Annotated in this window: 14 protein-coding genes; 9 read left to right on the forward strand and 5 right to left on the reverse strand. The window is 35.0% G+C overall.

Annotated elements, in window-relative coordinates:
* Positions 1–136: 136 nt before the first annotated feature.
* The 3 genes from RBU60_RS13490 to RBU60_RS13500 are packed head-to-tail and all read right to left on the reverse strand — an operon-like array spanning position 137 to position 1,794.
* On the reverse strand, positions 137–1,036 hold the full coding sequence (locus RBU60_RS13490) for a hypothetical protein (RefSeq protein WP_308865585.1): 900 nt from the start codon (positions 1,034–1,036) through the stop codon (positions 137–139).
* Positions 1,037–1,077: 41 nt separating this feature from the next.
* Positions 1,078–1,281: a helix-turn-helix domain-containing protein gene (locus RBU60_RS13495; protein ID WP_308865586.1), complete on the reverse strand. Its 204-nt coding sequence runs from the start codon at positions 1,279–1,281 to the stop codon at positions 1,078–1,080.
* A gap of 3 nt (positions 1,282–1,284) precedes the next feature.
* Positions 1,285–1,794, reverse strand: a complete 510-nt coding sequence (locus RBU60_RS13500; protein WP_308865587.1) for a DUF2975 domain-containing protein — start codon at positions 1,792–1,794, stop codon at positions 1,285–1,287.
* 177 nt (positions 1,795–1,971) lie between these two features.
* On the opposite strand from RBU60_RS13500, the gene RBU60_RS13505 reads away from it, so the two are divergent.
* From RBU60_RS13505 to RBU60_RS13545, 9 genes are all read left to right on the forward strand, one after another.
* The gene (locus RBU60_RS13505; RefSeq protein ID WP_308865588.1) at positions 1,972–4,284 is read left to right on the forward strand and encodes a putative monovalent cation/H+ antiporter subunit A; all 2,313 of its coding nucleotides are present in this window, start codon (positions 1,972–1,974) and stop codon (positions 4,282–4,284) included.
* A 19-nt stretch (positions 4,285–4,303) separates the two neighbouring features.
* Positions 4,304–4,717, forward strand: coding sequence for a Na+/H+ antiporter subunit B (locus tag RBU60_RS13510; protein ID WP_308865589.1), 414 nt, complete (start codon positions 4,304–4,306; stop codon positions 4,715–4,717).
* Position 4,718: 1 nt separating this feature from the next.
* Complete coding sequence (locus RBU60_RS13515; RefSeq protein ID WP_308865591.1) at positions 4,719–5,072, forward strand: Na+/H+ antiporter subunit C; 354 nt, start codon at positions 4,719–4,721, stop codon at positions 5,070–5,072.
* Positions 5,069–6,580, forward strand: a complete 1,512-nt coding sequence (locus RBU60_RS13520; protein ID WP_308865592.1) for a proton-conducting transporter transmembrane domain-containing protein — start codon at positions 5,069–5,071, stop codon at positions 6,578–6,580. The genes RBU60_RS13515 and RBU60_RS13520 overlap by 4 nt, the downstream gene beginning before the upstream one ends.
* Before the next feature lie 3 nt (positions 6,581–6,583).
* A complete protein-coding gene (locus tag RBU60_RS13525; RefSeq protein ID WP_308865593.1) occupies positions 6,584–7,060 on the forward strand; it encodes a Na+/H+ antiporter subunit E in 477 nt (158 codons plus the stop codon).
* Positions 7,057–7,362 (forward strand): cation:proton antiporter, encoded by a 306-nt coding sequence (locus RBU60_RS13530; protein WP_308865594.1) that lies wholly within the window; start codon positions 7,057–7,059, stop codon positions 7,360–7,362. Before RBU60_RS13525 ends, RBU60_RS13530 begins: the two co-directional genes overlap by 4 nt.
* Positions 7,359–7,757, forward strand: a complete 399-nt coding sequence (gene mnhG, locus RBU60_RS13535) for a monovalent cation/H(+) antiporter subunit G (RefSeq protein ID WP_308865595.1) — start codon at positions 7,359–7,361, stop codon at positions 7,755–7,757. Before RBU60_RS13530 ends, mnhG begins: the two co-directional genes overlap by 4 nt.
* A gap of 208 nt (positions 7,758–7,965) precedes the next feature.
* Entirely contained in the window at positions 7,966–8,379 is a 414-nt protein-coding gene (locus tag RBU60_RS13540; protein ID WP_308865596.1) for a putative signal transducing protein, read from the forward strand.
* A gap of 427 nt (positions 8,380–8,806) precedes the next feature.
* Positions 8,807–9,691, forward strand: a complete 885-nt coding sequence (locus RBU60_RS13545) for a cupin-like domain-containing protein (protein WP_308865597.1) — start codon at positions 8,807–8,809, stop codon at positions 9,689–9,691.
* 290 nt (positions 9,692–9,981) lie between these two features.
* Here the strand turns inward: RBU60_RS13545 and RBU60_RS13550 are convergent, their stop codons facing one another.
* Together RBU60_RS13550 and RBU60_RS13555 are read right to left on the reverse strand one after the other, a co-directional pair.
* Positions 9,982–10,950: a hypothetical protein gene (locus RBU60_RS13550; RefSeq protein ID WP_308865598.1), complete on the reverse strand. Its 969-nt coding sequence runs from the start codon at positions 10,948–10,950 to the stop codon at positions 9,982–9,984.
* A gap of 473 nt (positions 10,951–11,423) precedes the next feature.
* Positions 11,424–11,891 carry a regulatory protein RecX gene (locus RBU60_RS13555; RefSeq protein ID WP_308865599.1) on the reverse strand — a complete coding sequence of 156 codons (468 nt, stop codon included), beginning with the start codon at positions 11,889–11,891 and terminating at the stop codon, positions 11,424–11,426.
* Between the last annotated feature and the right edge of the window lie 87 nt (positions 11,892–11,978).

Consider the following 11,978-nt stretch of genomic DNA (forward strand, 5'->3'; position numbering starts at 1 on the left):
TTTCTTCTGGTACCCACTCTTTTCTGATGTTTTCATATACACCCGGTTTTTGTGTATCGCTATTTTAGGACGGGACATCTTATATAAAAAAAAAGCCCGATTTTATCGGGCTTTTTTTATGACTTCTTTTTGCTTTTTAATAATAATCATAAGAAATAGTATATAAAATGATTTCTTGTTGGCCCTCTATCTCGCCAGTAAAAACACCTTCTAAAGGGTAATCATCATCGTTGTAAGTGTATTCTACATTATAAGAAGGATAATTATTCTCATCTCTTTTTTGATCAATATTATAGGGACTAATACAATACAAGTCTTTTAAAATTCTATTGATGTCTGAAGTTATGAAGCCGCTGTCAGGAATGCTTAGATTTCTGTCCACAACAAATCCAAATTCATCAAATAATTTATAAAAGGGGTTGGTTTGATTATCAAATTCAAAATACCTTGGAGAACCCGTATCATGATTGTCTAGATAGGTTTCCGTTTTCTCTATTTTATTATTGGCATCGTAGAATATATTGGTTGTTGGGAACATAGTTGTAGACATAATCTGATCTACTAAACCATTAGTATAGGCATAACCAAAGCCGGCGATTTCCTGAAGTTTATTATTAGTATGATAACTATGAGTTAGCGAACTTTCAGCATTGCTAAAATTATTTGAATTGGAAAAGTCAACGCTAGTGTTGTTAGGGTTAGCAGTATATTTAGTAGTTTCCTGTATTCTTTCAGTATTGTTATAATCAAAAGAATAATAAGTGATTTCATCTAACTTATTTACATAAGCGAGCTTATCAATTTTATTGTTGTCATAATGGAAATAAAAAGAATATAAATCTCCGTTTTTGTCAACCGTAAAAGATTTTAAAGAATTGGGTTCGGTAGGAATTTCTTCCTCGTCATCGCCTTCTTCCTCTATGGGGTCTTCTGTGTTATCATCTTCAGTAATCGTTGGTGTGGTGTCATCTTGGCTACAGGATACCATGAATAGTAAACCTATAAACAGAGAAATTAAGAGTTTAGGAGTTTTCATTATCATTTAGTTTGATTTACTTAAAGGTACAAATTTATATTTTAGTTGTTTATTTTAATAATATCTCCTGGCTCACACTCCAAAGCTTTACAAATCGCTTCTAAAGTCGAGAACCGAATAGCTTTTGCTTTCCCAGTTTTAAGAATCGATAAATTAGCAGGGGTAATGCCAATCTTCTCGGCCAACTCCACCGACTTCATGCCTCGTTTTTCGAGTACTTCATCTAAGAAAATTTCTATAGGCATGGGTTAGATGGTTAAATCATTTTCTTGTTTTTGTATTCTAGCTACACGAAAGGTTTCGCTTAATACCATAAAAAATAAACCTAAGCACATAAGAACTAAATAAGGTGTTATGCCAAAATTAATGCTAAAGGTAGACTCTAGTGTAAGCCTAAGAAGAAATAGCATTGTTGAGCTGAGAATAGCTGCGATGGTAAATATCCATCCAATTTTATGAAAAGTATTTATAACATATAGATTAAATGCTTGCCCTTTTTGGAAATGACGTAATGTTTTTCTAAATAGATAAAGACCATAGATGCTAGATAAAAAAGAAAGAATTAAAATCAATAGAATAAATTGAGCAGAGAAACTGCTCGCAATCGAAGTTTCTCCCGAAAGAAAACTGAAAATCTCAAAAATAGACGGGTAAATAAAAAGACAGGGAACTAAAGCTATCCCTAATATTAACGAAGGAATTCCAGTAATGATCCAAATGAAATCTATTAATGATTTAAGCAGATTTAGTGTTTTCATAAATTATCGTTGTACGATAACAAATATAGTAAAATTATTGATAAACGATAATGAATGCTTTTTTTATAAACCCTTAGATTGTTATGAACGTGTTAAAGCTTTCGATAAAGCAATACTTTTGTAAGCGTTCTACACTTTTCCTTTTTATATTTGCGGTTCAGTATTTTTTGAGAACCTATGCTAATAGCAATTTTAATAGGATTTGTCTTTGCACTCTTTCTCGCTTTCGCAGGAAAATTTTTTAAAGGCAAGCTTTCTATACTTATTTCATTAATTCCTTTAGGACTTTTTATCTACTTTTTGCAATACATTCCCAATATTGCGAGCAATCAGATTGTGACCGAAAGTCAACAGTGGATTCCCTCTTTTGGCGTGAATCTAGATTTTCGCCTAGATGGGTTGGCCATGCTTTTTAGTTTAATGATTACAGGGATTGGAACCTTGGTTTTTGCTTACACTTCCTCCTACTTAAAAGGCCACGTATATTTAGATCGGTTTTATGCGTATTTGCTAGTTTTTATGGCATCTATGCTTGGCTTGGTACTTTCAGACAACATCATTAGCTTATTTATATTTTGGGAGCTCACAAGTATTAGTTCTTTTTTCCTTATCGGATTTAATAATACCAACCCAGACTCAAGGCGTTCTGCACAAACAGCGCTAGCCGTAACGGGAATAGGAGGATTGCTTTTCTTGGCAGGTGCTTTAATTCTTGGAAGCATTGCCGGAACCTATCAAATTTCAGAAATGATTCCGCTAAGCGAAATGATAGCTGGAAACGCTCATTATGTATTGGCAGTAGCGCTTATCTTTGGAGCAGCCTTTACCAAATCGGCACAATTTCCTTTTCATTTTTGGCTTCCGGGAGCGATGAAAGCACCCACGCCGGTTTCTACTTACTTGCACTCCGCAACGATGGTAAAAGCAGGAATTTACTTACTTTTTAGATTAACCCCCGTTTTAGGCGGACAAGAATTTTGGAATACCACTTTGCTTATTGTAGGAGCGGTAACTATGTTTTATGCGGCATTTCATACCCTTTTTAGAACCGATTTAAAAGGAATTTTAGCTTATTCTACCATAGCAGCTTTGGGAATATTAACCTTTTTAATAGGTTTAGGAACACACGAAGCCTTATTGGCGGCAGGGATGTTTATTCTGGTGCATGCCTTATATAAAGCTACCTTGTTTCTCATGACAGGGGCTATAGATCAAGGAACAAAAACAAGAGATGTTACCGTCCTCTCCGGACTTAGAAAAGTGATGTTGCCTATTGCCATTGCTGGTATTTTAGCCGCCATCTCTAATGCAGGAATTCCGCCAAGTGTCGGTTTTTTAGGAAAAGATCTTATTTATGAAAGTACTTTAAATTTTAACCACTCGGCTATCTTCTTAACGGGCTTAGCAGTGGCGACCAATGTCTTGATTGCATACGCAGGATATGTGACAGGTGTAAAACCATTTATAGGAAAACTACCCACAGGAATGGAACATGTAGATTATCCACCTTTATTAATCTGGTTGCCTCCCATCATTTTAGGGGTGCTAGGTTTTGTATTTGGGATGTTTCCTAGTCTAGTTCAAGAAAGTTTAATTAAACCTATTTTGACTTCCGTAGGGAGAGATCCTTCTCAAGTGCATTTAAAAATATGGCACGGTTTCACGCCTATATTAGGTTTAAGTGTCTTAACCATCAGCCTTGGTTTGCTTGTTTATTTCTTATGGAAACCTACCAAAAGCAAAGAAGATTTTATTGAAAGGTTCGAAAAATTCTCGCCAAAACATATTTTGGAAAGTCTTGCTGTTCTTTTTGAAAAAGCATCAGATTTATGGACGAGAATATTCCAAAACGGTTATTTACGTAATTACATTTCGGTGATTATCGTGTTCTTAGTAGGATTGGTTTCGCTCACCTTATTAGAAAACACAACTTACCGCATAGATTATTCTTCATTTTCACGTTTAACAATCTACGAAGTAGTCACTTTGGCCATTATGATCATGTCTATTGGCTTTGCGGTATTCACCAAGTCTAGATTGGCTGCGGTTGCTGCCACGGGAGTGATGGGATATTCTATTTGTTTGTTCTTTGTGTTTTACTCGGCTCCAGATTTGGCGATGACACAATTTACGATAGACACCTTAACCGTGATCCTATTTGTATTAGTGCTCTATAAATTACCTAAATATTTAAAACTATCAGATTATAAAACAAGAGTAAAAGATACGGTGATTTCTATCGCCTTTGGCGGATTAATTACAATCCTCGCTTTAGAAGTTTTAGCACAACCGGTAAATGAAGAAATAAGCAACTATTATGCAGAAAATGCATATATTCTAGCGCACGGAAAGAATGTAGTGAATGTGATTTTAGTAGATTTTAGAGGAACAGATACCATGGTAGAAATATCGGTATTGGCTATTGCTGCCATTGGAGTGTTCGGACTTTTAAAATTGAGATTAAAATCATCTGAAAGAAAACAAAAGTAATTTTTTGAAAAGAGAATAAATGAAAACAATCATATTAAGAACGGCTTCTAACTACCTGCTACCTATATTGCTGCTGTTCTCTATATTCATATTGTTGAGAGGTCATTATTTGCCTGGCGGCGGATTTGTGGGAGGCTTAATTGCGTCTATTGCTTTTGTACTTCATGCGTTCGCTAATGGATTAAAAGATACCAAAAAACTTTTAAAATTTCATCCAGGATTTTTGATGCCTGTAGGATTATCACTTGCTTTTTTAAGTGGTTTGCTGCCAGTAATCTTTTTTGATCAAGCTTTTATGACAGGACTTTGGATGCAAGACCCCATTCCAGTAATCGGTTCTATAGGAACTGCTTTATTTTTTGATGTGGGCGTTTATATCGTTGTTTTAGGAGTTACATTAACCATCATTTTTACTATTTCAGAATCAGCTTAATATGGAGTTTTTATTAGCAATTATGACGGGAGTCCTTTATGCAGCCGGACTGTATATGATGCTTAGACGTAGCTTGGTAAAGCTTATTATAGGATTGATTATGATAGGGAACGGCGCCAATCTGTTGATTTTTCTTTTGGGAAGAATCACCAAAGGGCATCCTCCTATTATTAGTGAATCTTCAGATGTATTTACCGAAATTTATGCAGATCCGGTTCCGCAAGCTTTAATCCTTACCGCTATTGTAATTAGCTTTGGATTGCAATCATTCGCTATTATTTTGGTTAAAAGAGCTTATAAAGTAGTAAAAACAGATGACTTGGATGAAATGAACACAACAGACGAGGAAATATGATGCAGCAATTATTACTATATCCGCTTTTGTGGCAATTACTAATGAGTATTGTATTGATGTTTGCATGGCGACACATTAATGTGCAACGTGTCATGAGTATCACGGGAAGTGTGATAGGACTCATTCTCTCTGGGATGTTGTTTTACAAAGTCTTGGTCTATGGAACGCAGACTATACAGGCCGGAGGTTGGGAAGCTCCATTCGGAATTACTTTTGTAGCCGATACCCTTTCTGCAACCCTAGTCTTATTAACGTCTATTGCAGGTTTGGCGGTGTCTAGTTTCTCCTCGGCATCCATTATTCCCGCCAGACTGAAGTTTGGTTACTTTGCGATATTTCATTTTCTACTTTTAGGTCTCATTGGTGCTTTCTTAACAGGAGACATTTTTAACCTATATGTTTGGTTCGAGATTATTATCATTAGCTCTTTTGTACTAATTACCTTAGGCGGAGAAAAAGCTCAAATTGAAGGTGCTGTAAAATACTTTACCCTAAATTTTCTCGCATCCATTATCTTCCTTACGGCGATTGCTGTTTTGTATGGTTTGGCAGGATCTTTAAATATGGCCGATTTGGCGGTGCTCATTCCAAAAATTGAGAATAGAGGTTTAGTAGAGGTCACAGCTATCTTATTTTTAGTAGGCTTCGGGATTAAATCTGCCGTTTTCCCCTTGTATTTCTGGTTGCCAGCATCATACCATACGCCTCCCTCTGCGGTAGCCGCAATTTTTGGTGGATTATTGACTAAAGTAGGGGTTTATGCGTTGATTAGGGTGTTTACACTTCTATTTGTAGACGATGTTTTTATAGATGAAGTATTCATTGTTATTGCCACTCTAACCTTGTTTAGCGGTGCGATTGGAGCTCTGGTGCAAAAGAATATGCGAAAAGTATTTTCGTACCTTATCATTTGTCATATTGGATTTATGATTGCAGGTTTGGGAATGTTTACAGAGTTGGCAATCGCCGGAGCGATATTCTATTTAATTCATGACATTGTAGTGAAAACCAATTTGTTTATGATTAGTGGTCTTATTTATAGAATTAAAGGAAGTAACAATATAAAATCACTGGGAGGTTTATATAAAGAATACCCTAAGCTGAGTTTATTGATGACCATTCCGTTCTTTTCTTTAATAGGAATTCCGCCATTATCTGGGTTTTGGCCAAAGATATCTTTGATTATCGCTAGTTTCAATACCCAAAATTATGTGGTATTGGGAGCTGTTATTTTCGCTAGCTTGCTTACCCTAATTGTGATGGCAAAATTATGGTCGGAGGTGTTTTGGAAAAATCCGGTAGATTTACCTAAAAGAGATCATTTTTTGTATTTTGATAAAATGACCACTACACGGAAGCTTCAAATGCTGCTTCCCATTGTTTTTTTAACGGGAGTTTCCTTGTATATTGGTTTTGGCGCAGAAAGTGTACAACAACTTTCTACGCGAATTGCAGGCGAATTAATGAATAAACAGCAATATATAGATGCAGTAATGCCCAAAAGCTAAATCATGAAGAATAGGTTTCTATCAAACATATTGTTAACATTTATCTGGGTAGCCATCACCGGAAGCTTTGAGTTTTCTAATTATGTCTTTGGTTTTATATTGAGTTTTATTATACTCTATGTGATTACCCAAGGAAGGGGCAATGCCAAGTATTTTAAAATCGTGCCTAAGCTTATTTCTTTTGTTCTATTCTTTTTATATGAATTGCTAAAAGCGAATTTGCAGGTAGCATACGATGTGGTAACTCCTACATTTTATATGAAACCAGGTATTGTGAGAGTGCCTCTAGATGCCGAAACAAATTTGGAAATCACCCTTTTGGCCAACCTAATCACACTTACGCCTGGTACACTAAGTTTAGATGTTTCGGACGATCGTAAAGTTTTATATGTGCACGCTATGTATATTTCCGATAAGGAAGAATTTATACAAGATATTAAACAAGGCTTTGAAAAACGCTTACTAGAAATTTTAAGATGACCGTAGAAGAATACTTATATTATATCATATTGCCCATTTTAGCTGTCTCGGTTTTATTGGTGTTTTGTCGATTTGTGATTGGCCCCAAAATTGCAGATAGGGTAGTGGCTTTAGACTTATTAATCACCGTTGGGATTACTATTATTGCTGTTTATAGTATTGTTTATGATCAGTCTACCTTTCTAGATATTGCGCTTATTTTAGGACTTATTGCCTTTTTGAGTACGGTGGCTTTTTCCTATTATTTAGAGAAAAGAAATAAAACGAAGCTAGAGGAAGAAAAGAGAAAACAAAAACCATGACGGATGCTTTAATTATCATATTATCCAGTTTAGGCGCGATTTTTATTTTATTGGCAGCCGTGGGCTTTTTGCGTATGCCAGATACCTATTTGAGAATCTCTGTGACCACCAAAGCGGTTACTTTGGGCGTAGGGCTTATTTTAGTTAGCGCAGCCATCTATTTTGATGATCTCTCGGTTACTTCGCGCGTTCTTGCGATTATTCTGTTTATCATATTAACGGCTCCCGTGGGCGCCCATTTAATTGGACGAGCTTCCTACTTTTTGGGAGTTAAAATGTGGGATAAATCGGTGATGGATGAGTTAGAAGGGAAATATAAAAAATTCTCTCATAAATTAGATAGCGGAGACGATCTAAGAGATGACGAAGAAAAGGAGGAGAAAGAGAAGGATTAATTTCTGTTAGAAAGCTTTTTTAGCAGCTTAGAGGCTCTTTATTTCGCTTAAAGCGGAAGAAACTCCTTAAAGTAATCTATTTCATTATATGTGGTTTAGAATTTAGAAAGCTAAGAAAATTTCAGAATTTATTTTCTCCTGAAAGTCTATCTTATACCTATAATATTTCAGAAGTAGAGAAGCCAATATAACTTTAAAACTAGTGCGTATGGATTCAAGTTGGGTGGTTATAGCAAATTATCAGTATTCTTCAGAAGCTCAAATTTTTAAAGGAAGGTTGGAAGCCGAAGGAATTCAAGTACACCTACAAGACGAATACACCATAGATACAGATCCTCTCATGAGTCATGCCATTGGCGGTGTGAAATTAAAAGTGCGTAAAGAAGACAAAGATTTCGCTTTTGAAATTCTTGAAAAAATGCCAAAATACTCCTTGACCAATGACGGCGAGAAAGTGCATTGCCCTAATTGCAACAGCACGCAAATTCATTACTTTACCACCATACAAGACCTTAAATCATTCTTAGCTTTTTTGGGAAGTTGGCTTGTGGCAGCTTTGCCTTTTTATACAGCCTACGAATACCGTTGCGACAAGTGCAACACTACATTCAAAAAATTATAGTCCCTATTTAATTAGCGAAACCGACTCGATTTTTTTACCTATTTTTTAGTAGATAGGTTGACTTGTTCTTACTAAAATGCAACCATGTTTTAAATAAATCAACTTGTTTTAATAAAATACATCAATAATACTCCTTTGTTTAACTTAATTTAACTATTATTGATTATGCAAATTTGGTGATTGATGTTTTTCTGAAAGTTAGGTTTCTGGGGTAACCTAATTTTTATTAGAAGCTCTGGTATATATGCCAGAGCTTTTTTTGCTTTAAATTGAAAATTTCGGTTTAGAGTTGTTAGTTCAAATTAGTTAAAAGCAGTTAATTATACTAAAGTATATTTCTTTTAGATATTAAATCCACTTCATTTCTTATTTTTGGAATACGAAGTATAGGGTTTCAGAATAGGGCTGGACAAAAAAAGCAAATTAATTGAAAGATTCAAAAATGCAGTTAGAACAAATTGAACATGTCGATGCTATAGAGGCTAACCATTTTAAAGAATCTTATGTCAAGGCCTTAATTCCCTTGGTGGTAAGGAACTTGTCTAAAGATTGGCCTGCAAGTAAAAAATGGAGCTTAGATTATTTCGCTCAAGAAGTAGGAGAGGTAGAGGTACCTTTATATAATAGTGAGCCTGCAAAAGGGAAAGAGTCATCAAGAACTACGGCTGCAAGGATGCTCATGAAAGATTATGTAACACTTCTTAAAAAAGGACCCACAGATCTTCGTATCTTTTTCTTTAATATATTACAAAAAGCACCAGAGTTAATGGGTGACTTTAAGTATCCTGATCTAGGCATTAAATTCTTTAAAAAATTACCCGTACTGTTTTTTGGAGGAGCGGGGTCTAAGGTTTTATTGCATTACGATATGGATTTTGCCAATAACTTGCATTTTAACTTTGTAGGAGAGAAGGAAGTATTTTTATTTCCGCATGATCAAAAAGCTTTTTTATACCACGTGCCGCATTCAATCGTTTCTATGGAAAGTATAGAATTTGATAATCCAGATTATGATAAATTTCCCGCTTTAAAATATGCTAAAGGTTTTAAAGTCTTATTAAAACCAGGGGATATGCTTTATATTCCTAGTGGATACTGGCATTATATTCGTTATAAAACCCCAAGTGTTTCCCTCACACTAAGATCTTTTCCTAGCTCATCTGTGAAGAGATTAAAATTTTTAAAAAGCATTTTGTTTACGATGCATTTTGATAATATAATGCGCAAGTTAAGAGGACAAAATTGGATTGATTATAAGAATAAGATAGCCGTAGAAACCGCAGAAAAAGCAATGCGAGGGAGGTATAATTGAGGCTTTTGATTGGAAGAGAAGCACTGAGATTAAAATGTATTTCTAAGAAAAGCATTATAAAGAGCTATATTACCTCTTGCAAAATGAGCGGTTATCGCAAGGTGAATTAAGATCAAGCTTAAGATGTTTAGGATACATTACCTACAATACACATCGCAGTAAGCTTAATAAGCTAATCTAATTTATGCAGAATGAATAAAAAAATAGCTTGGAGTAAGTCCCCTAAGCTATTTTCTTATTATTCCTTTTTTGTGATCAATCTTACATAAGGAGAAAGATGTTTAAGGTCGTTAGAAATTTTTTACTAGTCTAATATTTAATTCTGTTCCTTTCAATGTTTCGGTCCACATGCCTTGTCCTGAATAAAAATAGTAGGCATCCCCATATGCATCAAATTCACCTCCACTACTACCTGGCAACCAGTATCCCCCATCTGGTCTAATCCAGCTTGGATGAGTCTCTGTGCTAGCGATAATGGATAAAGTCATATACTCAAAATCATAAGCCATGGGTATGGACCATAAGCCATCTGAACTGGACTCCCATGAGGAGGGGAACATATTCATAGCATCATCCCAATTTAATTTTTGTGGATGATTTTGAAATGCCATTACAGTGCCATTTAATATTTCCCCAGAATTTGTTTGTTCTAAATGAGTTATCATTCCGTCCAAATATTTTTTTCCATAAATATCTGCAAGGCTAAACCCGTGTATTTGTGCAATATCACTTAGAGAGACACCCATGTCAATTAATTGCTGCACAGTTGTATCTGTTGTTTCTTCAGTAGCTGTTGCATAAACAAAATCATAAACAAGAGTAATCGACCAATTATTTAATCCATATGAATCTAAATCTGCTTTATTGGCTGTAATCGTTCTTTCAATAGTACCTCCATTATTAAAGTCATTTTTGCCTATAACAAGTCGTTCACCTCCATAATAAGTTATTTCCACTCCATTGAAATGATTGGAATTAAAAACATCGATTCCTCCATTGGTAGGTTCAATAATTGCATTTACTGTAATCGTAGTAGATGTTTCTGAAATCCCACAAACTCTACTTCTTAAACCAGCCGAAAACCCTCCAAAACCATCTGGACTATTAGAGGTAAAATTCCCATTGTAACTCCATTCGGTACAACCTCTAGAAACTGGATTAACGTCCGTTGCCTCTTCTTCTACACTATCATCTTTTGTACATCCTACTAGAAAGATAAAGGCAAGCAATGCGAAGATTTTAAAATTTTGGTTCATCATTTTGAGTTTTTTTACTTAAATATTAGTTCGTTAAAAGTAGTTTAATAATTAAATGATTCATGTACCCATTATTGGGTATATTTCAATCTATATTCATTTTTCTAAAACCTTAGTAGAATATGATACACTTATTTTACTAAACAAGTTGTAATGTTCTTGATATAGCTTTATTTGTAACGGAGACTGCAGCGTGATAACAGGTAGATTTAAAAGTATGTAAGTGTGGCGGCTCTATGGTCCCTACATTCTTATAAATAGTTATCTTTATTTTAATAACACTAAGATGCTTTCCTAGCTCATTTGTGAAGAGAGTAAAATTTTTAAAAAGCATTTTGTTTACGATGCGTTTTGATAATATAATGCGCAAGTTAAGAGGGCAAAACTGGATTGATTACAAGAATAATAAAGCCGTGGAAACCGCCGAAAAAGCAATGAGGAAGAGTGATTTATAACAAAAACCTAGATTTTGAGCCTTAAATCTCGTTTAGTTTTTCGTAGATGAGGTAGCTTTCCCAACCTCTATATAATAAGTAGTCTGCTATTTTCTTTTTTAGCTTTTGCGGATTTTTTTCCGTTAGGCTTTCTAATCTTTTCTTGAAAAGTTGATCTAAGGTTTCAATATATTCAGTGTCGTCTATTTCTTTGAGGGCGGTAATGATATTAAACCTAGAGACTTTACGTCTTTTTAGTTCTCGTTGAATGCGTATTCTTCCCCATTTTTTAATTCTAAACTTTCCTCTGGCGAAACTTTGGGCAAAGCGTTCTTCATTAAGAAAATTTTCCTCTAGTAACGTATGTATTATTTGCTGCCTAGCTTCGGGAATCATGCGTAACTCGATCAGCTTCTGCTCCACATCTTGGTGGCAGCGCTCTTGATAGGCGCAATAATTCATGAGCTTTAGGGTAGCTTCTTTTACGGTATAGGTCTTATGGCTGTCCAAATAATTTTTTTTGTCTAGTCCTAAATAATCGATACAGATTAATAAAGGATTAAATTTAATATTTAAAGCTGAACAATGACTTCATTG

The organism is Mesonia profundi (genome assembly GCF_031085155.1).
GTDB classification, from domain to species: Bacteria; Bacteroidota; Bacteroidia; order Flavobacteriales; family Flavobacteriaceae; genus Mesonia; species Mesonia profundi.